Source organism: Vreelandella lionensis (assembly GCF_044543515.1).
GTDB classification, from domain to species: Bacteria; Pseudomonadota; Gammaproteobacteria; order Pseudomonadales; family Halomonadaceae; genus Vreelandella; species Vreelandella lionensis.
In genome coordinates this window covers 1-19,330 of sequence record NZ_JBITWC010000014.1, presented here as the reverse complement: position 1 = coordinate 19,330, position 19,330 = coordinate 1, and the positions used below count along the sequence as shown (strand labels likewise).

19 protein-coding genes are annotated in these 19,330 nt (G+C 52.8%); 12 read left to right on the top strand and 7 right to left on the bottom strand.

Features of this window, described 5'->3' with window-relative positions; all coding sequences use genetic code 11:
* Positions 1 to 86 precede the first annotated feature (86 nt).
* Both ACIGG6_RS10195 and ACIGG6_RS10190 read left to right on the top strand, forming a co-directional pair.
* On the top strand, positions 87 to 899 hold the full coding sequence (locus ACIGG6_RS10195) for a hypothetical protein (protein WP_399844304.1): 813 nt from the start codon (positions 87 to 89) through the stop codon (positions 897 to 899).
* Entirely contained in the window at positions 896 to 1,681 is a 786-nt protein-coding gene (locus ACIGG6_RS10190; RefSeq protein WP_399844302.1) for a hypothetical protein, read from the top strand. The genes ACIGG6_RS10195 and ACIGG6_RS10190 overlap by 4 nt, the downstream gene beginning before the upstream one ends.
* A gap of 804 nt (positions 1,682 to 2,485) precedes the next feature.
* Here the strand turns inward: ACIGG6_RS10190 and ACIGG6_RS10185 are convergent.
* Entirely contained in the window at positions 2,486 to 2,794 is a 309-nt protein-coding gene (locus ACIGG6_RS10185; RefSeq protein WP_399844300.1) for a hypothetical protein, read from the bottom strand.
* 243 nt (positions 2,795 to 3,037) lie between these two features.
* On the opposite strand from ACIGG6_RS10185, the gene ACIGG6_RS10180 reads away from it, so the two are divergent.
* Positions 3,038 to 3,619 carry a DedA family protein gene (locus ACIGG6_RS10180; protein ID WP_399844299.1) on the top strand — a complete coding sequence of 194 codons (582 nt, stop codon included), beginning with the start codon at positions 3,038 to 3,040 and terminating at the stop codon, positions 3,617 to 3,619.
* 31 nt (positions 3,620 to 3,650) lie between these two features.
* On the opposite strand, the gene ACIGG6_RS10175 is transcribed toward ACIGG6_RS10180, so the two are convergent.
* Positions 3,651 to 3,896 carry a hypothetical protein gene (locus ACIGG6_RS10175; RefSeq protein ID WP_399844297.1) on the bottom strand — a complete coding sequence of 82 codons (246 nt, stop codon included), beginning with the start codon at positions 3,894 to 3,896 and terminating at the stop codon, positions 3,651 to 3,653.
* A 107-nt stretch (positions 3,897 to 4,003) separates the two neighbouring features.
* Here ACIGG6_RS10175 and ACIGG6_RS10170 point away from each other — a divergent pair, with 107 nt between their 5' ends.
* From ACIGG6_RS10170 to rhuM, 5 genes are all read left to right on the top strand, one after another.
* Positions 4,004 to 4,795: a PhzF family phenazine biosynthesis protein gene (locus ACIGG6_RS10170; protein WP_399844295.1), complete on the top strand. Its 792-nt coding sequence runs from the start codon at positions 4,004 to 4,006 to the stop codon at positions 4,793 to 4,795.
* Between the two features lie 179 nt (positions 4,796 to 4,974).
* Entirely contained in the window at positions 4,975 to 5,784 is an 810-nt protein-coding gene (locus tag ACIGG6_RS10165; protein WP_399844293.1) for a type IV toxin-antitoxin system AbiEi family antitoxin domain-containing protein, read from the top strand.
* Positions 5,774 to 6,691, top strand: coding sequence for a nucleotidyl transferase AbiEii/AbiGii toxin family protein (locus tag ACIGG6_RS10160; protein ID WP_399844292.1), 918 nt, complete (start codon positions 5,774 to 5,776; stop codon positions 6,689 to 6,691). The genes ACIGG6_RS10165 and ACIGG6_RS10160 overlap by 11 nt, the downstream gene beginning before the upstream one ends.
* Before the next feature lie 89 nt (positions 6,692 to 6,780).
* Complete coding sequence (locus ACIGG6_RS10155) at positions 6,781 to 7,719, top strand: DUF808 domain-containing protein (protein ID WP_399844290.1); 939 nt, start codon at positions 6,781 to 6,783, stop codon at positions 7,717 to 7,719.
* 182 nt (positions 7,720 to 7,901) lie between these two features.
* The gene (rhuM, locus tag ACIGG6_RS10150) at positions 7,902 to 8,900 is read left to right on the top strand and encodes a RhuM family protein (protein ID WP_399844289.1); all 999 of its coding nucleotides are present in this window, start codon (positions 7,902 to 7,904) and stop codon (positions 8,898 to 8,900) included.
* 63 nt (positions 8,901 to 8,963) lie between these two features.
* On the opposite strand, the gene ACIGG6_RS10145 is transcribed toward rhuM, so the two are convergent.
* Complete coding sequence (locus tag ACIGG6_RS10145) at positions 8,964 to 10,043, bottom strand: ATP-binding protein (RefSeq protein ID WP_399844287.1); 1,080 nt, start codon at positions 10,041 to 10,043, stop codon at positions 8,964 to 8,966.
* Positions 10,040 to 10,774, bottom strand: a complete 735-nt coding sequence (locus ACIGG6_RS10140) for a response regulator (RefSeq protein ID WP_399844286.1) — start codon at positions 10,772 to 10,774, stop codon at positions 10,040 to 10,042. The genes ACIGG6_RS10145 and ACIGG6_RS10140 overlap by 4 nt, the downstream gene beginning before the upstream one ends.
* Positions 10,775 to 10,913: 139 nt before the next feature.
* Between ACIGG6_RS10140 and ACIGG6_RS10135 the strand changes: the two genes are divergently transcribed.
* The 4 genes from ACIGG6_RS10135 to ACIGG6_RS10120 all read left to right on the top strand — a co-directional run bounded on the left by ACIGG6_RS10135 (position 10,914) and on the right by ACIGG6_RS10120 (position 16,534).
* Positions 10,914 to 12,077, top strand: coding sequence for an efflux RND transporter periplasmic adaptor subunit (locus ACIGG6_RS10135; RefSeq protein ID WP_399844285.1), 1,164 nt, complete (start codon positions 10,914 to 10,916; stop codon positions 12,075 to 12,077).
* Between the two features lie 18 nt (positions 12,078 to 12,095).
* Positions 12,096 to 15,206 carry a multidrug efflux RND transporter permease subunit gene (locus tag ACIGG6_RS10130; RefSeq protein WP_399844283.1) on the top strand — a complete coding sequence of 1,037 codons (3,111 nt, stop codon included), beginning with the start codon at positions 12,096 to 12,098 and terminating at the stop codon, positions 15,204 to 15,206.
* Positions 15,207 to 15,281: 75 nt separating this feature from the next.
* The gene (locus ACIGG6_RS10125) at positions 15,282 to 15,758 is read left to right on the top strand and encodes an NYN domain-containing protein (RefSeq protein WP_399844281.1); all 477 of its coding nucleotides are present in this window, start codon (positions 15,282 to 15,284) and stop codon (positions 15,756 to 15,758) included.
* 164 nt (positions 15,759 to 15,922) lie between these two features.
* A complete protein-coding gene (locus ACIGG6_RS10120) occupies positions 15,923 to 16,534 on the top strand; it encodes a Fic/DOC family protein (RefSeq protein ID WP_399844280.1) in 612 nt (203 codons plus the stop codon).
* Between the two features lie 303 nt (positions 16,535 to 16,837).
* Here ACIGG6_RS10120 and ACIGG6_RS10115 read toward each other — a convergent pair whose 3' ends face one another.
* The 3 genes from ACIGG6_RS10115 to ACIGG6_RS10105 all read right to left on the bottom strand — a co-directional run bounded on the left by ACIGG6_RS10115 (position 16,838) and on the right by ACIGG6_RS10105 (position 19,083).
* Positions 16,838 to 17,134 carry a DUF1330 domain-containing protein gene (locus ACIGG6_RS10115; RefSeq protein ID WP_159341286.1) on the bottom strand — a complete coding sequence of 99 codons (297 nt, stop codon included), beginning with the start codon at positions 17,132 to 17,134 and terminating at the stop codon, positions 16,838 to 16,840.
* 82 nt (positions 17,135 to 17,216) lie between these two features.
* A complete protein-coding gene (locus ACIGG6_RS10110; protein ID WP_399844278.1) occupies positions 17,217 to 17,744 on the bottom strand; it encodes a hypothetical protein in 528 nt (175 codons plus the stop codon).
* Between the two features lie 148 nt (positions 17,745 to 17,892).
* Positions 17,893 to 19,083: a methyl-accepting chemotaxis protein gene (locus ACIGG6_RS10105; protein WP_399844277.1), complete on the bottom strand. Its 1,191-nt coding sequence runs from the start codon at positions 19,081 to 19,083 to the stop codon at positions 17,893 to 17,895.
* Positions 19,084 to 19,330: the final 247 nt, after the last annotated feature.

Sequence of the window (19,330 nt, the reverse complement as noted above, 5' to 3'; positions counted from 1 at the left end):
AGCCTGCGAATAAGCAGGCTTTTTTGTTCTTATTTTTTGGGCTATTGTTTGGGTCGAGAAAATTATAACTGTTAAGAGATCTAGTGATGAGCTTGAATGAAGGTGTTCTCCTGGCAGGTATGGAGTTGTCGAAACTGACTTCTAGTTGGGGAATCTATAAGGGTGATGTGGAAAAAAGTGATGGAGAGATAGTAAGCGTTTATCTCAAGCCTAAGCTGCCTCCTAGATTCGCTTTTCGAGAATTCTTTGTGGTATTTTTATCGGAGTTTTTCAATGTTTCAACTCCTGATCCTTATTTGGTTTATATCCCTAAAGACTATGTTTCTGGTGGTAGGGGTGAACAGTTTTCTGAACGCTACTGCTTTGCTATGGAAATAAAACAGTATCCTGATATGAGTCGCAACTTTTCGGGAGAATTTTTTAAAAGTGAAAGAATTGCTGAGGAGTTTTTGAGAAAAAATGATGTTGCGCTGATGGGTATTTTTGATGAGGTTTTGTTTAATCAAGACAGACATCATGAAAATATTTTGTACGATGGTGAAAATATATGTTTGATTGATCATGAAAATATTTTGAGTAATAAGCATGTAGATAAAGAACTAGGCGACAATAATTGGATGTGGTCGATTGCAAGAAATGCAAGTGAGCTTAGTTTTAAGCGTATAGAGAGAAAAGTGTTTGAGCTTCTAAAGTCACAAGGTTATGAAACCTTTCCTAGCTTGGCATATGGTTTGCTCTGGAGTGATTTGGTGACGATTTATGAAAAGCTAGAAGTAGGTAGTAAACGGGGTCTTAAAATAGATGCGCTAACTTATTGCTATCGATCTAGAGATATACTTAGCTTGGCAAGTAGGACATGTGATAGTCAAAAATTTAATCAAATAGGATTTCCTTTATGAATAATAAATTTGTTTTAAATTGGTGGCCAGTTTACTTGGAGCCTATTTTAGATTCTGATGAAAAAATTTGTGTGGGCATTTGTTATCAAAACCATGAAAATGAATTTTTTTATAAAAACTCGCTCAGAAAAGATTTGGCTGAATTGATTTTTGATGATCGAAAAGTAGCAGTTGGAAATTTATCTAGGCACGCATGTGAATATGCTGTTCGTCTTTTAAAGGGAGGTGGTGAAGTTGGTGGTCTAGAGATTGCTTCTGGGGTGTATTTAGGTAATAGGCGCTTGATAGAAGGCTATGATCTAGGGGAAATGCATTCTAGGGCTTTGAAAAAAGTTTCATTTTTTAGTTATATTGAATTTTATAGCAAAGAGTCAACGCCTTCTGAACCTAGAAAAGAGTTCGCAAACTTCGTGCAGGATCAGTTGATCAAAAGGCAATCTAGATTGGCTGGCTTTTTTAATCGGCAACTTCGAGTTTCTGGAGCGGTCAAAAATTTTGATTTTGCAGATGATTCAGGTGGGCTAGCAGTTAATTTTTTTGTTTTTCAAAAAAATAGTAGAATATACAAGGCTGAGGTTTCTTGTCTTGATCTTAGTATGGTCAAATCTCAATTCGAGCAGGTTTCTTTAGTGGTGATGATTGATAAAGGTTATAGATCTAAGTCAAAAAGGCTAAGGAGCTATAAAGAAGTAGAAGGTGTTGCAAATCATTTAGATATCTCTTTTAAAATTGTTGATAGTTCTAAAGATGCTGCTGACTATCTTCAAGAGCGTGTTGCGTAATTTGCATACATGATTTTAATATTTTTTTGAGTATTTTTGTGTGGTCTGGTTCAGGATAAGCTACTGCACTTTCTAGCTAGTGCGATTTGTAAAAGTGCCGAATTTGGTTAAAATTTGATAGTCTAGTAGGCTTTTTTCTAATTGGCTTTTAATCTGATGAGTAGCAACCGTTTATTTGTGATGGTTGTAGCATGCACTTTATAATGCAGCACACTGTAGTGTGCGAAGTTTCGCTTTCTGGTTTTTTCAATTTTTTATTTGTTTCACGCCTCCCTGCGTGGCCAATGTCATGAGAATTGACTTATACTAAGTAGATGCTTTTGCCTCGAAACAATTGGAAGGCAACCCCGCGGCTGTGTGCTAGCTAAATAACTAGTTAAAAGATGCGCTGATGCAAGTTATTGCAGTGAATAATAATTTTTCCGAAACCAGTTTTTTGTCTCTAATTAGGAGTTATATCATCTGCGCTGGTTTACACCTTTGGTGGAGGCGAATCTGTACTGCTGCGATTTCTTAGCTGCGATTCCTTAGCTGCGATTCCTTAGCTGCGGTAACGCTGTACGATGTAAGCGCTGCTGCAGGGCGTGCGACGGAAAAACGCGGCAAGTATGGTAATGAATGGTGGTGCACCTGAGATATTTGCACAGAATAACGGTAGAGCGTTAGCGAGCGATTGTTAAGTGGACGACATCTCAACACTCCCTAACTAGCCCATGAGATGAATACCCACAATGATCGGCTCACATACCTCTGGGAGCAGCAACATAAGGCCGCAGTTTGAGCGTAATGGGCCTGTGCTGGGAGTTAGTCAGAAATCCTATCGCAGTTGTCTTGGTACAGCGGCGCATCGGTGCCTAGCGCTAGTCGCTCGGTGGCGCTGTTGTAGTAAAAGTGGCCATGCTCAACGTTGGCAAGGTGATAATCCCCGCAAACCCCATAGCCCTTATTGACGCGCTTTAAATGCGTGATGTCGGCCTGTGTCTGGCTGCCGAGGCGTTCCGATATGCTAGTGGCGATGTGCGCATCACGCTGGGCCTCGGAGTAGGCTTGGCCACCGAATATCAGGCCCGCAACGATGAAAATGGCGACAACGGGAATCCATAGGTTATGCATAGCGTGCCCAGTGAGTAGGTGTGGTGTGCATGATGCCAATAGGCAAAGTAGTTAGCAGGATAATAACGGGTTGCTGGTTTCGCTGCACTGGTGGCTGCGTTGCTGTTGAATGCCTCTCGCAGATTGAATAAGCTGCCTGCCGCTAAAAAGCCCTATTCAACTCTCCGCATCATCCCGAATCGCGATAGAGATGGTGATTACGTGCCGCCCACGGCTCCGGGATTACTTTATGGATGAACGCAAATGACGCTTGAGCATTTGGTGGCGAATTATGGCAGCTTCGGCTTGTTCGTGGGGGCGAGCTTGGAGGGCGAGGGCATCGCGATGCTGGGCGGCATCATGTCTCATCAGCACCTAATCGGTGTTTGGCCCGCTATCATCGCCCTGGCATTGGGTTCTTTCGTGGCGGATCAAGTGTTCTTCCTGCTTGGGCATGGCGGGCGCAATAGCGCTATCGTTCGCTCGGTGCAGGGGAGCGCAGCGGGTGGGCGTGTAGTGACCACGTTCAACGCCCACCCGGACGTTTTCGCCTTCTCCTTGCGCTTCCTTTATGGGCTGCGCATGGCCGGTGCGGTGACGATTGGCACGACCGATTATCCTTGGCCACGATTTATGCTGCTCAATGCTATTTCGGCGTTGCTCTGGTCGGCCGCTTGGGTCACGCTCGGTTATATGTTTGGTCAGGCCCTTGCGCCCCTTTTTGAGCGATTAAGCGGCCTTTCCCATTTTGTGTGGGCGGGTGTTGCCGCTGCCCTTTGCATCGCGGTAGTGGCCGTGATGGCTTCCAGGCGGAGACGAACTCAGCGCTTAACGATGCGCGATTGAGCTTATGCCTCCGCCAGAAGCGGCATTCCCCTTACGTTTGTGATTCAGCACGCGCTAGGCAGGTGAGCAACACTAGAGTCAGCGCTGCCATTCCACCGGTATAGGCGATCAGCGGCCAAGCCGTGCCAGCCATGTCGCTGAAGTTTTGCAGCGCGCCACGCAGGGCGCAGCCTGGAATGCCCCAGCGCGTTACGAAACGTTCGGCAAAGCGCGCCGTGACGATCATAAACAGGACCACCGTCGCAAAGGCAACGCTTAGAAGGCTACTCGCGCTCATAGGGAGGCTCAGCGTGCTTGCCTTCTTCTGGACTTTGCTAACCCTCACTTGCATGCACGTTTCTACGATATCTTGATGAGATTCTTTTATTTGCGTTGGGATAACCCATGAAAATAGACCTCTACCAAGTAGATGCTTTCGCCTCAAACCCCTTTGAAGGTAACCCAGCAGCCGTGTGCCCGCTGGATGCGTGGTTGGATGATGCGCTGCTGCAGGCCATTGCAGCGGAGAATAACCTGTCCGAAACCGCGTTTTTCGTACCCACGGAAGCGGGCTATCACCTGCGCTGGTTTACGCCTTCGGTGGAGGTGGACCTTTGTGGCCATGCCACGTTAGCGGCGGCGTGGGTGGTGTTTCATGCCTTGGGCGTGGTGGCCGAGGCGGTGGCCTTTGAAACCAGAAGCGGTGTACTGACCGTTCGCCGTGAAGGCGATGTGCTGGCGATGGACTTCCCCGCGAAAATGCTCGCACCGCTAGACATGCACGCAGAAGTCGCCGCTGCCCTGGGCGGTATCGAAATCGAAGAGCTGCTGATCTCGGATGACATTGTGGTGGTAGTCGAGGAGGCGAGTGTGATTGATCGCCTTGCACCGGATATGCAGCGGCTTAAACAGTTACCAGGGCGAGGTGTGGCCGTTGCCGCGAAAGGCGATGATGTGGATGTTGTCTCTCGCTGGTTTGGCCCCAAGGTCGGCGTGGAAGAAGACCCGGTAACCGGCTCGGCGCATACGTCGCTCGCACCTTACTGGGCAGCGCGTTTAGGTAAGCAAGCACTGACTGCCCGCCAGGGTGGCGCACGTCAAGGTACGCTGATCTGCGTGGTAGAAGGCGAGCGCGTGATGATTAAAGGCCGCGTTGCGCCTTATCTAATGGGGCAAATTATGTTGTCTGATAGCTAAAGCATAGGCTATGGCGATGAGGCTCAGCGGGAGTATCAGGATTGAAAGCAAGCAAGTAAATGAGCATACCGTTCTTTTTCTTTATGGATCTGGTAGTTTGTGGTCTATAGGTACACCAAATTTATATTTTTCAAAGTCGCGCATGGTAACTTCTTTAGTTAAATGCTACTTTGTGTCCTATGAGTGCACAAAAAAAATCAATATTAAAGAATTTATTAGAAGCCATACCACCTGGGTTTATGGTGGATACCGCTTGGCTTGAACGACATGGTGTTAGCCGCTTTCTGGCACGTAAATACGTCGAAAATGGCTGGCTAGAGAGGGTTAACCGAGGCGTATTCCGGCGTCCTGCGCCCAGCACAGCCATCGATTGGAAAACCTGCCTGCTCTCCATGCAGCACATCATGCGTTATGACATTCATATCGGTGGCACCACGGCACTCTCCTTGCAGGGGTATGATCATTATTTACGTTTGGGCAGCAATGCGCCTGTTTGGGTATACGGTGATACGATCCCTAGCTGGCTCAGCAAGCTACCACTTACCGCCCCCATCAAAATCCGCAACACGTCACTGTTTTCTGATTCATCGCTAGGGCTAGCTAATCAGAGAAACAATGATGAAGACGCACTGCCATGGGAGTGGGTGCTTAATATGTCGATGCCCGAAAGGGCGGTGATGGAAGCTATGGATGAGCTGCCCGACCACGAGAGCTTTCATCACCTCGATATGCTCTTTGAGAGCTTGACGACGTTACGACCAAAAGTGCTGTCCGTACTACTGCACAGTTGTAAGAAGATTAAGGTAAAGCGGCTATTCTTTGTCTTTGCGGATCGCCATGACCACCCTTGGCGCAAGCGTCTTGATGTCACCGCGTTCAACCTTGGCAGTGGCGATAGGGCACTCGTCAAAGGCGGTAAGATTCATCCTCGCTATCGTATTATGGTGCCTGCAGAATTTACGGGGGAGGGTGCTAGCGATGGCACGTGAGATTTATGAGGCGCAGGTTGCGCTACTTGTACGTATCCTTCCGTATGTTGCTAAGGAAGAGGTCTTCGCGCTCAAGGGCGGCACAGCGATAAACTTGTTTTATCGTGATTTTCCCCGGTTATCGGTGGATATCGATCTGACCTATCTACCGATGAAAGATAGAAGTGACAGCCTTACCGATATCAACGAAGCAATGGATCGCATTGCGGTGTCTATTGAAGGCGGCATCGTTGGTGCCAAAACGCAACGTATAAAAGGCGGCGGTGGTGGAGCCACGCGTTTGCTGGCGCGTCTTGGTGGTGCGGAGATTAAAATTGAAACGTCACCCGTTGCACGTGGTGTTGTTCATGAGCCTCAAATGCGCTCAGTGTCCGATACTGTTGAGGATGATTTCGGCTACGCAGAAATGAGGATCGTTTCATTCGAGGACTTGTTTGGCGGAAAACTGCATGCCGCCTTAGATCGTCAACATCCGCGTGATCTTTATGATGTGAAGCTACTTTACGATAACGAGGGCCTAACGGATGCTTTGTTTCGCACCTTGTTGGTTTATATAGCGAGCTCTTCGCGCCCTTCACATGAGCTATTGAATCCAAACCTCATCGATCTTGATCAGCCTTATACACAAGAATTTGAGGGTATGACCAGAACTCCTGTTAGCCTCGAAGAACTGTTGAGCATACGTAAGCGATTGATTGCGGATATTCAGTCACGCTTTGATGAAAATACCAAACGCTTCTTACTGAGCCTGCATGACGGTCTACCGGATTTTGATGCCATCGGCCGCCCAGAAGCAGCCAATCTGCCTGCTGTACGCTGGAAACTCATCAACCTGAAAAAACTGAAAAGCGATAACGCCTCGAAACATGCTGAGCAACGCCATGAGCTGGAGCACTTGCTGCGATAAGAGGTGCAAATCGGGATGCGAAAGAGTCCGTTCGCCCCAGCTATCGTGTGCTTTACTGTCTGCAATGCTTATTCACGGAGGAAGCACCCATGGCCATTGGCGGCTTGATAGGATTACTGGACGACGTTGCCGCATTGGCGAAGTTGACCGCAGCATCACTGGACGATGTGAGCGCCGCCGCTGGGCGTGCGACGGCGAAGGCGGCTGGGGTGGTGGTGGATGATGCGGCGGTGACGCCGCAATATTTGCACGGGGTAGTGGCAGAGCGTGAGCTGGCCATTGTGAAGCAGATCGCGCTGGGTTCTATCCGCAACAAGCTGATGTTTATCCTACCGGCGGCGCTGCTGCTGAATCATTTTCTGCCCGGGCTACTGCCGATCATCCTGATGATAGGCGGCACCTACTTGGCTTTTGAGGGCGCGGAGAAGGTGTGGCATAAGCTCTCTGGCCAACATGACGATGACAAACCAGCGGTCGAAAAAGGGCCGGAAGCCGAGAAGAAAATCGTGAGTGGTGCCATCCGCACCGACCTGATTCTCTCTGCTGAAATTATGGTGATTGCGCTGGCGACGGTGTCTCATCAGGGGTTCTGGTCACAGCTAGCCAGCTTAGTGGTGGTCGCGTTTGTGATCACTGTTTTGGTGTATGGCGTGGTGGCGCTGTTGGTCAGGATGGACGATGTGGGTCTGAAACTCGCCCAGCGGGATCATTCGGGCATACAGGCGCTGGGCCGGAGCTTGGTCACGGCCATGCCCAAGGTGCTGGCGACCATCTCGATAGTGGGCACCATCGCCATGCTGTGGGTGGGTGGGCATATCCTGATGGTGAATTTAGGAGCCGAGGGAACGGGTTGGTTCAGCGCGCCCTATGAGTGGGTGCATCATATTGAGCTAGGCATTCGCGACGCCACCGGCGCCTTGGGCGGTACGCTGGGCTGGAGCTTCAATACGCTATGTTCAGCGGTGATTGGCTTTTTGGTGGGCTCGGTGGTGGTGGGTGTGTTGCACCTTATTCCTGCCAAGCGCTAGCAACATTTGCTGTATAAATAGACAGTTTTTATGCTAAGGTTTACTTAACCTCGAATGGCGGGCGCGCTTGAGTCTCTCTTTTAGTATGCAAAGATGAGTACTGCTGGATTGAGTGCTGCTTGCTTGGGAGGTGCTTGTTTTGGAGTGCAAGGCGCTTTATGTAAACCTGGGAGGCAACACTCATGAATGATCAGCAAATACAGATATTCACCAGCGAAGATGGCCAAGCCCACCTTGAGGTGACGCTGGAGCAAGAGACCGTTTGGTTAAGCCAAGCACAGATGGCAGAACTGTTCGGCAAAGATGTTAGAACCGTGAATGAACATATTGGTAATGTGTATTCAGAAGCTGAACTGGAGAAAGAGGGAACTATCCGGAAATTCCGGATAGTTCGCCAAGAGGGGAAGCGTCAAGTTCAGCGGGAAATAGACCACTATAACTTAGATGCCATTATTTCAGTTGGCTACCGCGTGAAATCTCAGCGTGGTGTGCAATTTCGTAAGTGGGCCACACAAGTATTAAAAGACCATTTGGTGCAAGGCTATACTCTCAACCAGCGCCGTCTAACCGAGCGTGGCATAGAGTTTGAGCAGGCGGTGAATCTGCTCAGCCGAACCCTGACCAATCAAGGCTTGGTTTCAACAGAAGGCGAAGCGGTTGCTCGTGTGATTAGCGATTACGCTCGTTCTTGGAGCCTGCTGCAAGGCTACGACGAGCAACAATTGACCGAGCTAAACATCAAACAGCCCGATATGCACTCACTTGAGTTGGAAGAAGCCTTGAAAGCCATTGGCGAGTTAAAACAGACCTTAATCGCTAAAGGCGAAGCAACCGAACTGTTTGGGCAGGTGCGGGGCGACGGTTTGACCTCAGCCTTGGCCACCATCGAACAAGGGTTTGGCGACGAACTGTTTTACCCCAATGTGGCCACCCGAGCGGCGCACCTGCTTTATTTTGTGATCAAGAATCACCCTCTGGCCGATGGAAATAAGCGCTGTGGGTCGTTTCTGTTTCTATGGTACTTGCGTCGCAACGCAGCTTTGCTAGCCCGGCCCGTTGAGCAACTGATCAACGACAATACGCTTGTCGCATTAGCGCTGTTAGTGGCTGAAAGTCTACCCGATCAGAAAACGTTGATGATTCGGCTAATCGAGCATTTCATACTGCTGAAAGACGAATGAAGCTATCAATAAGGCAGTGCTGAGATCTAATGCCATGGCAGCGACCGCCGATTATTCAAGTAATCACGCCCTATGTGATTGAGTAGGCCAGCTCAACTCAAAACAAGAGCCACCCTCATCAGAGGGGGTGCATCTGGCCTCGCCATGGTGGGCTTTTGCAATCGCTGCCACTACCGCCAACCCTAGCCCGCTGCCTCGCTTGTCTCCCGGCGTACCATTTTCGGTGTCCCGCGCATGTCGGAACGCCGTGAAAATATGAGAAGCATCTTCCTGTGGTATGCCTGGGCCAGTGTCGATAACACGCAGCACATACCCAGCGTTGTCTTGGCGCGTTTGGATGGTGATGGGGCCTGGCGATGCATGCTGACGAACGTTTTCCAGCAGCGCCAGCAACGCCTGACGAATACGGAAGGGGTCGCAGTACGCAGTGCCAGATTGCAAATCGAGCGTTGGGTAATGCTGTGATGCATTCAGGGCATGTCGACAAAACTCAACGACGGATTCAATGTCAGCAGAAAGGTCACATGGCTGGATCTCAAGATTCAGGTGCCCGTTTTCGACCAAACTGACAGCGCGAAGGTCTTCAATGAGCTTTGCCATGCCGTCGATTTGGGTAAGCAGGCTTTGGAACTGTGCCGTTTCGGGTGGAAAGACACCTTCTGCCAAGCCTTGTAAGCGGCCGCGCAAAATAGTCACTGGCGTACGTAGCTCATGGGCGATGGCCGCATTCCAAAACGCCATGTCTTTGGACATTCGCTGCAATTGGTCGGCTAGCGCATTGAAGTCGTTGGCTAACACGGCGGCCTCGCCTAACGAGCGGTCACCGGTGGTGGCGCGTGCGTCCAGGTCGCCTTGTGCGACGCGACGAATGCTTTCTGTGACGGAGTTGAGTGGCACCAGAATGCGACGTGCCAAGTGAATGCCCACTATCACGGCGAACGCCAGCCCAACTAACGTCGTGCCAGCGAGCCAAGCCCATTCGGGGCCTGTCGGGAGCATATTGGGCTCGCTCACCGACCCTTCCCAAAAGTGGAAGGCAATGAAATAGAACACATAAGAGGCTGCCACGACGAACAGCGTAATCCCAAACGCCATCGCGGCCATGGTTAACGCGATGGTGCGGCTTAGCCCAATGAGTTTCATTCTGCCCCCCATAGGCGATACCCAACGCCGCGTATGCCCACGGGCATGCCTTTCACATCGACATCTTCCAGTTTTTTACGCAGCTTGCTGATATGGCTGTCGACGGTGCGCTCAAGCGCCTCGCCTTCGGGTAGGCAAGCGGCCAATAGCTCAGCGCGGGTGAACACCTTTTTGGGCGCGCGGGCAAGGTGCGCTAACAACCTGAACTCAGTGAGCGTTAAAGCAAGGCTGCGGGAGTCTCCTCCCACCTCCACAAAAGCTTCGTGTTGTTCCAGGTCGATCTCGAAGGGCGGAACCCGAAGGACAGGTTGTTGATGGCCAGCATGCGCCATGGTGCGCCTTAACACGGCCTGCGCGCGCGCGACGACCTCGGCGGGGTTAAACGGTTTGACGACGTAGTCGTCGGCACCAAAACGCAGGCCCATCAGCTTATCAATGTCCTGATCCATCGCGGTCAACATGATGACGGGCGTCTCGCCACGGTGGCGAACCTCAGACAGCACCTGCCAACCGTCCAGCTTAGGCATTTTTACATCGAGTAAGACGAGGTCAGGCTTCATCGATAAATGCATGTCTAACGCTTTGCGTCCATCCTCTGCGTGGATGGTTCGCAGGCCCGCGCGTTTCAGATAAGCCTGCAGAATCTCAGCGATCTCAGGCTCGTCTTCGGCGATGAGAACCAGTGCGTGTAGGCCAGAAGAAACGCTTGGCAACGGGGGATGCGTGGACATGAGAGCGCCTAATGAAACATTCATTGTGTTCTCCATCATATCTACACATACCGTCGACAGGAATACCACGCACCAGCGATATAGTCCCCTTCAATTCTATAAGTAGGCAAATGTTTGCCAATGCCTGAAGGGACGATGCATGACGATCCGACATAGTTACCGCTATGGTGGCCTCTGTGCCTTACTGCTAAGCGTGTTAACCGCTTGCGGGCCTGTTGAGCAAGAAGCAGCGGCCCCGCCTGCTGCCCGAGTGTCTGTGGTGACCTTAGCGCCCATTACGTTGGAGCTGACCGAAGATTTGCCGGCCCGGGTGTTGCCTTTTCAAGTGGCAGAAATTCGCCCGCAGGTGAGCGGGATTGTGCAACGTCGCCTGTTCGAGCAGGGAACCGACGTAAGTGCAGGGCAGCCATTATTCGACATCAACCCAGCGCCGTTTCGGGCGGAAGTGGAAACGGCAGAAGCCGCTTTGCAGAAGGCTGAAGCCGAGCTTGCGCATGCACGTGCGCAGTCGGCTCGGTTGGAGTCGCTGGTCAGGGGGCAGTCGGTGAGCCGCCAGGCGTATGACGACGCCGTGTCCAAAAGTCAGCAGGCCGCTGCTGAGGTGGCCCAAGCGCGTGCCACGCTGTCGCGCCGCCGCCTTGACTTGGAGTTCTCCACGGTGGCGTCTCCCATTGCTGGCCGAATTGATCAAGAGTTAGTCACGGTGGGAGCGCTGGTGACCAGCAGCGATAGCACGCCCATGGCCCGTGTTCAGCAGATTGATCAGGTTTATGTTGATGTTCGACGCTCGGCTTCCGCGCTGGCATCGCTGCAAGATGCGCTGGCGTCGCATTCCTCCCTAGATAGTGGCTTGCCGGTCACCATTCTCGGCAGCAACGGCACGCCCTACGAGGTCACTGGGCGCCTTCTGTTCTCGGGTATCAATGTGGAGGCCAGCACGGGCGACGTGTTGCTGCGAGTACTGGTAGACAACCCCAACCGGCGCCTGCTGCCCGGTATGTTTGTGCGTTCTCGCGTGCCCTATGCACGCTACGACCATGCGCTGACGGTGCCGCAACAGTCTGTCGTGCGCATCGGCGGTAAGCCTTATGTTTGGGTGGTGGGTGCTGCGGAACAAGTAGAAATGGTCGCTGTGCAGCTTGGCGAATTGGTGGAGGGGAGCTATCGCGTTCAGGACGGTTTAACTGAGGGGCAGCGGGTGGTCGTCGAGGGTATCGAGCGCCTGACGGAGGGTGCCGACGTCAGCGCAGTGGCTTGGCAAATGTCATCGCCTCTTGAGGCTTCAGTGGCATCTTCTCACTAAGTGTCAGGAGTATCGGCAATGCCCCAGTTTTTTATCCATCGCCCCGTCTTCGCCTGGGTGGTTGCGCTGTTTATCATCCTCGCGGGTGTGATCGCTATCCCTAAGCTGCCGGTCGCTCACTACCCTTCGGTAGCGCCGCCTTCGGTGACCATCACCGCGACGTATCCCGGTGCCACGCCGCAGACCATGAACGACGCTGTGCTCAGCCTCATTGAACGAGAGCTCTCTAGCGTCAAGAACCTGCTGTACTTCGAATCGACCGCCGATGCGTCGGGGTCGGCCTCTGTCACCGCCACCTTCAAGCCCGGGACAAACCCGGAACTGGCCCAGGTGGATGTGCAAAATCGGCTCAAGGCCGTCGAACCCCGGTTACCCCAGGCGGTTCGTCAGGATGGGCTGAGCGTAGAATCCGCGTCCTCCAGTTTTCTGATGATCGTGGGGCTGAGTTCTGAAGATGGGCGCTTTGATGAGATCGCCCTAAACGACTATATGGCGCGCAATATCGTCGAGGAGCTGCGCCGCATTGACGGCGTTGGGCGTGTGCAGCTGTTCGGTGCTGAGCAGGCAATGCGCATCTGGATAGATCCTGAAAAGCTGATTTCTTTCGGCTTGTCGGTGAATGATCTCTCGACCGCGATCACGGAGCAGAACGCACCGATTGTGCCGGGCAGCATCGGAGCGTCTCCCTCCGTGCCAGGCCAAAAAGTCACCTCGCTATTGACCGCGCAGGGGCAATTGAGCACGCCGGAAGAGTTCGCCGCTATCATCCTGCGCTCGAATGTCGACGGCTCCAACGTGGTGTTGGGCGATGTGGCGCGTGTTGAGCTGGGCGCCCAATCCTACGGTTTCTCCAATCGTGAGAATGGCCAGCCAGCGACGGCGGCAGCCATTCAGTTGGCACCCGGTGCCAATGCGGTACGCACGGCGGAGGGCGTGCAGGCGCGTTTGGCTGAGCTAAACCAGGCGCTGCCTGCGGGCATGAGCTCATCGGTTCCCTTTAATACGGCCCCGTTCGTTAAGGTGTCTATCGAGAAGGTTATCCATACTCTCATCGAGGCGATGGCGCTGGTCTTCCTGGTGATGCTGCTGTTTCTACAGAACATCCGCTACACGCTGATTCCTGCCCTGGTCGCGCCGATTGCGTTGTTGGGCACCTTCACAGTGATGCTGTTGGCAGGTTTCTCCATCAACGTGCTGACGATGTTTGGCATGGTGTTAGCGATTGGCATCATCGTCGATGACGCTATCGTGGTGGTCGAGAACGTTGAACGCATCATGGCCAAGGAAGGGTTGTCGCCAAAGGATGCCACCATCAAAGCAATGAAGGAAATCACGGGCGCGGTGGTGGGCATCACTCTGGTATTGACGGTGGTGTTTATCCCGATGGCCTTCTCGAGTGGCTCCGTAGGCGTGATCTACCAGCAATTCGCGCTGGCGATGGTGGTTTCGATTCTGTTCTCGGCGTTTCTGGCGCTGTCGCTGACGCCAGCGCTATGCGCCACCCTTCTCAAGCCTATTAAGCCGGGGCACCACGATAAAGGCGGCTTCTTCGGCTGGTTCAACCGGGCGCTTACCCGTATGACCACCCGTTACGAATCCCGTGTTGGAAAGCTAGTCGCCCGCAGCGGGCGGGTCATGGTGGTGTTTGTGGTCATCGCAGGCGTGCTGGTGTTCGCATTCCGCCAGTTGCCTTCGGCCTTTCTGCCCGAAGAGGATCAAGGCTATTTCATGACCAGTATCCAGTTACCCGCCAATGCGACCACCGAGCGCACCTTGGATGTGGTCAAGGCGTATGAAGAGTACGTGATGGCGCGCCCTGCCGTAGACGGCAATATGTCGATTCTGGGCTTCGGGTTCTCAGGCTCCGGCGCGAATACAGCGCTGGCGTTCACCACGTTAAAGGAGTGGGGGCAGCGCGACGGCGCCACGGCGGCAAGCGAAGCGGAAGGCGCTCAGGAAGCCATGAGCCAACTAAACGAAGGGATGGTGATGAGCATGCTGCCGCCGGCCATTGATGAGTTGGGTACTAAGTCTGGCTTTACGATGTTCTTGCAGGATCGCCGCAACCAGGGGCCGGAGGCCCTTAAGGCGGCCGAGACAACGCTGCTGGAATTGGCGGCGCAGAGCAATGTCGTCAGCGATGTCTATTCCGACGGCCTGCCGGAAGGGGCGAGCATTCGTCTTGATATTGATCGTCAAAAGGCCGAAGCCCTTGGGGTGTCGTTCGCCAATATTAGCGACATCCTGTCTACCGCGATGGGGTCGTCCTACATCAACGATTTCCCGAATGAGGGCCGGATGCAGCAGGTGATTATGCAGGCGGATGCGTCGGCACGCATGCAGGTGGACGACGTGCTCAAGCTGCATGTGCTGAATAGCCAGGGAGGCATGGTGTCTTTGTCAGAGGTGGTGACGCCAGTGTGGGACGAAACACCGCTACAAATGGTGCGCTACCTGGGCTATCCCGCCGCCAGTATTTCCGGCAGCGCGGCGGCGGGGGCTTCCACCGGTGAAGCGATGGCGGAGATGGAGCGTCTAGCGCAGCAGCTTCCGCCCGGTTTCGCCGTGGCCTGGACCGGGCAGTCCTTGCAGGAGCAACAGTCTGCTGCCCAGGCGCCCATGCTGGTGGCGCTATCCATCCTGGCGGTGTTTCTGGTGTTAGCCGCGCTCTATGAGAGCTGGACCATTCCGCTGTCGGTCATCCTGGTGGGGCTGCTGGGGGCGGTGGCCGCTATGCTGCTGCGCGACCTGCCGAACGATGTGTTCTTTAAAGTGGGGATGGTCACCGTGATCGGGCTGTCGGCGAAAAACGCGATTCTGATTGTAGAGTTTGCAAAACAGTTGCGTGAGCAAGGGAAGGGGCTGATAGAAGCCGCCGTGGAAGCCGCCCGCCTGCGCCTGCGCCCGATTCTGATGACCTCACTCGCTTTCGGCTTGGGGGTGGTGCCGTTGATGGTGGCGTTTGGCGCCAGTGCCAACACCCAGCATGCGATAGGTACAGGCGTGTTCGGCGGTATGGTCAGCGGAACGCTGCTGGTGATTCTCTTTGTTCCGGTGTTCTTCGTGTTCGTGATGGGGCTTCAGGAGCGTGTTAAGGGCTGGCGAGCCAAAAAGGAAGAAGTGCTTTGATGAGCCAAACGCTGGGGTCGCACGCAACGGTTATCGCGTACCATGGTGGCACACTCACTGCCGAGGCCCCTTGCCATGACACGCGTCGCTATCTTCGTGGATACCCAGAACGTCTATTACACCGTGCGCGAGGCCTACGGCAAACACTTCGATTACCGCCGTTTCTGGGCCAAGGCGACGGCCAACCGGGAGGTGGTGGCCGCCCGCTGCTATGCCATCGATAAAGGCGACGCCAAGCAGCGTGAGTTCCAGAATATCCTTCGCGCGATTGGTTTCGATGTTCGGCTCAAGCCCTTCATCCAGCGCGCGGATGGCTCCGCCAAGGGCGACTGGGACGTGGGCATCACCCTTGATGCCATCGAATACGCCGAGAAAGCGGATGTGGTAGTGCTGGTCTCCGGCGATGGCGACTTCGATCTGTTAGCCCAGAAAATTCGCGAGGTGCACGGCAAACGCGTCGAGGTGTACGGCGTACCTCAGCTCACCGCTGCCTCGCTCATCAACGCCGCGAGCGAGTTCATCCCCATCGAACGTGATCTGCTGCTGGGGTGAATGAGCAGCGAAAGAGGTTTGAGCCGAATATAGAGGCCATTCGGCTCAGAATGTGAGCCGAATAGATCCTCTCCATCACTGATTTTGAAAGCGTACCGTTTGGTATGGGATGTCCGCTACAGTATGCTCATACGGAGCCGTATGTCAGCGAAAAGGTCAGTCGTATGAGTCGTTATGATGTTTCTGGTAGCGAAAGCGAGTACCAGCCGGGTTCAGAAAATAAGGTGTTGGAGAATCTCGCTCGCATTACTGACCCAGCAGATATGAACGTTGCAGAAACGGAACTGCTAGAGGCTCTTTATATTCAGGTTTTTGACTCTTTTCCTGACATGATGGATTTCCAGAAGATTTGCCAATGGCACAGAGCTTGGCTAGGCAATGTGTACCGTTGGGCGGGTCAATATCGAACCGTAGATATGTCCAAACCAAACATGAGATTTGCATCACCGATGCAGATCCACCGGTTGATAACAGCGTTCGATTCTCAGTACCTCACACGTTTTTGTGATCTACCGAAGATGAGTGACGAGCAACTGATCAGGTTTCTTGCCGAAATGCATGTCGAATTCATACTGATTCACCCGTTTCGGGAGGGTAATGGGCGAATCTCACGCTTGCTGCTAGATGTGATGGCCGCCAAGGCGGGGGCTCAGCCACTGGATTACAGCTTGTGGAATGAGCATAAAGAGTACTATTTCAAGGCGATTCAGGCTGGGCGAGACGGTGACTATCAGTTTGTTGAACGTTTGATTCGAGATGTATTGGATATGCAGTAAGAACGCGTGAATTAACTCATGGAGCCAAGGTTAATTTAGTGAAAAGACGTGGACGTGACTTTAGGCGGTTCTCAATAACTTCCGCACGTTCGCCTGTCTCAATAGCACTTGAGCTAGCCACTGCACGTAAAATACGCTCGCGAGAAACGATGACCTTACCTGTGGGGGTCTTACGAACCATTACCACGCTCCTAGCGTTGATCGATATGCTTTATTGTAGCAGCTAGTTAGCACCACATCATGCTGACCAGTCACTATAAGCAGTCCGTTAACCCCCGCTTAGAGCAGCGGGGGCTTTGCCTATCACGCCTCTTCGATGCCATCCACCAAGAAGACGCGGTAATCAGCACCCTGGAAGCGGTGCTTGCGGGCTTCTTGGTAGGCGGGGCTTTGGTACCAGGCGCGGGCGGCGGCCATGTCGGGGAAGCGCAGAATCACAGCGCCTTCCATTGCGCTGCCTTCCAGCACTTCAAAATCGCCGTAAAACGCCAGCGGTTGCGGGTCGTGGCCTTCGCGGGCGGCTTTGGCTTTTTCGCTGTAGCGCTGCATTTCTTCGCTGTCGTGGGTGTGTTCACGGGTCAGAACAATATAAGCGGGCATTCCTTTCTCCTAGCGCAATATGAAAAGTCGCTAAAGCATACCACCGTCAAGAAGCGCTGCCATATGAAGCGTAACTATGAGGTTAATTGGCTTTGGTAGGGTCGTCCGCTTCTATAACGATCTCTGCTTCTGCCATGTTTTCAAGCTGTCGGTTCTCTAGCGCGGCGAGGGCGATGTTGTAGCAGTCGTCGATATGGCTGTTGCCCATGTACTTCATGGCGGTGAAGCTGATACCGCCTGCCACGGCGCTACCGATGAGCGGCACGAATTTGGAGGCGCCTTTCGCCGCCACCCGCACGCCCATTTTACTCAGTAGCGAGATGATCAGGTTCTGGGTGATGTATTTACCTGCCATTTTACTGCCGGTGTTGGAGATGGCGGTCATCACGAACAGCTTGCTGTCGGTATCCAGGCCGTCGATTTGCTCCGGCGTTAGCCCAAACTTGCTGTTAATTTTGGGGATGATGCGCATCAAAATCGCGACGTCTGAGCCGATATCCAGTCCCGGTACGGGAATAATCGCGGTGCCCGCGGAAAGGCTGGCGCTTTTGGTGACCATCGTTTGGCACGACTTTTTAATGGCGTCGAGTTCTTCCCTTGTCTCAATCATGTGCTGCTCCTTTTCACGATGGAATCTCATCACCCTAGCCGAGGGCTGCCTGGAAGGCGAGTGTATCGCTCTGACCCTAAAGAAAATATGGCTCAAAAGGAAAGGGCGACCTTAGTGGGCCGCCCTGTATTCCAACGTTATTGTGTATCTAGAAGGTTTGCCAGTCTGCCTCTAACTCAGCGCGGTCACGCTTTGCTATCTGCTTAAGATACGTTGGGTTGGCAGGTGTGTATTGGTTCGCCATTGTGGTCGTCAACACTGTAAATTTGGCGGTAATATCTGCCAGCTGCCGTGCCTGATCCTCTAGTGAAGCAGCCGCGCTGCTAGATTCTTCTACAAGCGCCGCATTTTGCTGTGTGACTGAATCGATTTGTGAAACCGCAATGTTCACCTGATCAATACCGCGGCTTTGCTCTTCAGACGCTTGGGTGATTTCTGCCATCAGGGCAGAGACTTTGCTAACGCTCTCGGCTAGATCGCGAATGGTTACACCACTTTTCTGCGCTTGGCCCGAGCATTCAATGGTTTTAGCGCGGCTGACTTCCAGCATAGAGCGGATCTGACTGGCAGACTGCGAACTGCGGCTGGCCAACTGGCGCACCTCATTGGCTACCACGGCGAAGCCACGGCCTTGCTCGCCCGCACGTGCCGCTTCTACCGAGGCGTTCAGTGCCAGCAGGTTGGTTTGGAAGGCGATGCCATCAATAATACCCACGATCTCACCCATTTTGGTGGCGTTATCTTCCAGTTCGCGCATCATCGCCAGCATCTGCTCACCCTCTTCAGCAGAAGTGTGGGCGGTTTTCGCTGCGCCAGAGGTGATTTTATTGGCCTCTGCGGCGTTATCAGCGTTCATTTTGACGGTAGCGGTTAGCTCATCCAAACTAGCTGCGGTTTCTTGCAACGCGGATGCTTGCTCTTCGGTACGAGAAGAGAGGTCTTGGGTGCCTATAGAGATTTCATTTGTGCCCGTGAATAAATTGTCGCTGTTGATTTTCAGCATTTGGACAATATCTGTCAGCTGAGATTGCATCTCTTTTAAGCCGTTTAGCAACACCCCTATCTCATTGCGCCCAAGCTGGTGGATGGTCTGTGTTAAGTCACCTTTTGCAATGGCGGTAAGATAGTCAACGGTTGCGTTGATGGGGTTGATAATCGCTCTCACAATTACCATACGAGCAGCGACGACCATGGCTAAGGCAAGTGCAACAATAAGAATGGTGGCTATGAGAGAGATACGGCTATTTCTTTCATCGTTTGTTAATATTTCTGTGGTTCTTGTCTCAGTCAGCAGTACAAAATCCCGCACAACTGTTTGAAACTCTCTTCTGGCATTCATTACTTGAAGCCATTCCGAATTTGCGGCATTCAAGGTAGTCGCTTGTAGAACGTTGTTCAGCTGTAGGGTGTAAGTTTGGTAAATCCGATTAGCTTCTGAGGCAAGCGTTTCCCGTTCGCTTCCTGGAGGTGGTGCAATGGAATTAAACTCTTTGAATCGCCCCGGGTATTCTAGACACCCGTTAGGCTCTTAAAGTAACGCCTTTCATACTCAACCGGTGACAAGTTATCACTTGTGCCGTGTCGGC

Excerpts from the sequence above, each read along its gene's own strand:
- ACIGG6_RS10175 (WP_399844297.1), bottom strand. The coding sequence starts at position 3,896 with ATGAGCGCGAGTAGCCTTCTAAGCGTTGCCTTTGCGACGGTGGTCCTG.
- ACIGG6_RS10135 (WP_399844285.1), top strand. The coding sequence starts at position 10,914 with ATGACGATCCGACATAGTTACCGCTATGGTGGCCTCTGTGCCTTACTG.
- ACIGG6_RS10140 (WP_399844286.1), bottom strand. The coding sequence starts at position 10,774 with ATGTCCACGCATCCCCCGTTGCCAAGCGTTTCTTCTGGCCTACACGCA.
- ACIGG6_RS10155 (WP_399844290.1), top strand. The coding sequence starts at position 6,781 with ATGGCCATTGGCGGCTTGATAGGATTACTGGACGACGTTGCCGCATTG.
- ACIGG6_RS10195 (WP_399844304.1), top strand. The coding sequence starts at position 87 with ATGAGCTTGAATGAAGGTGTTCTCCTGGCAGGTATGGAGTTGTCGAAA.
- ACIGG6_RS10190 (WP_399844302.1), top strand. The coding sequence starts at position 896 with ATGAATAATAAATTTGTTTTAAATTGGTGGCCAGTTTACTTGGAGCCT.
- ACIGG6_RS10115 (WP_159341286.1), bottom strand. The coding sequence starts at position 17,134 with ATGCCCGCTTATATTGTTCTGACCCGTGAACACACCCACGACAGCGAA.
- ACIGG6_RS10180 (WP_399844299.1), top strand. The coding sequence starts at position 3,038 with ATGACGCTTGAGCATTTGGTGGCGAATTATGGCAGCTTCGGCTTGTTC.
- ACIGG6_RS10110 (WP_399844278.1), bottom strand. The coding sequence starts at position 17,744 with ATGATTGAGACAAGGGAAGAACTCGACGCCATTAAAAAGTCGTGCCAA.
- ACIGG6_RS10145 (WP_399844287.1), bottom strand. The coding sequence starts at position 10,043 with ATGAAACTCATTGGGCTAAGCCGCACCATCGCGTTAACCATGGCCGCG.
- ACIGG6_RS10185 (WP_399844300.1), bottom strand. The coding sequence starts at position 2,794 with ATGCATAACCTATGGATTCCCGTTGTCGCCATTTTCATCGTTGCGGGC.
- rhuM (WP_399844289.1), top strand. The coding sequence starts at position 7,902 with ATGAATGATCAGCAAATACAGATATTCACCAGCGAAGATGGCCAAGCC.
- ACIGG6_RS10160 (WP_399844292.1), top strand. The coding sequence starts at position 5,774 with ATGGCACGTGAGATTTATGAGGCGCAGGTTGCGCTACTTGTACGTATC.
- ACIGG6_RS10120 (WP_399844280.1), top strand. The coding sequence starts at position 15,923 with ATGAGTCGTTATGATGTTTCTGGTAGCGAAAGCGAGTACCAGCCGGGT.
- ACIGG6_RS10130 (WP_399844283.1), top strand. The coding sequence starts at position 12,096 with ATGCCCCAGTTTTTTATCCATCGCCCCGTCTTCGCCTGGGTGGTTGCG.
- ACIGG6_RS10105 (WP_399844277.1), bottom strand. The coding sequence starts at position 19,083 with ATGAATGCCAGAAGAGAGTTTCAAACAGTTGTGCGGGATTTTGTACTG.
- ACIGG6_RS10170 (WP_399844295.1), top strand. The coding sequence starts at position 4,004 with ATGAAAATAGACCTCTACCAAGTAGATGCTTTCGCCTCAAACCCCTTT.
- ACIGG6_RS10125 (WP_399844281.1), top strand. The coding sequence starts at position 15,282 with ATGACACGCGTCGCTATCTTCGTGGATACCCAGAACGTCTATTACACC.
- ACIGG6_RS10165 (WP_399844293.1), top strand. The coding sequence starts at position 4,975 with ATGAGTGCACAAAAAAAATCAATATTAAAGAATTTATTAGAAGCCATA.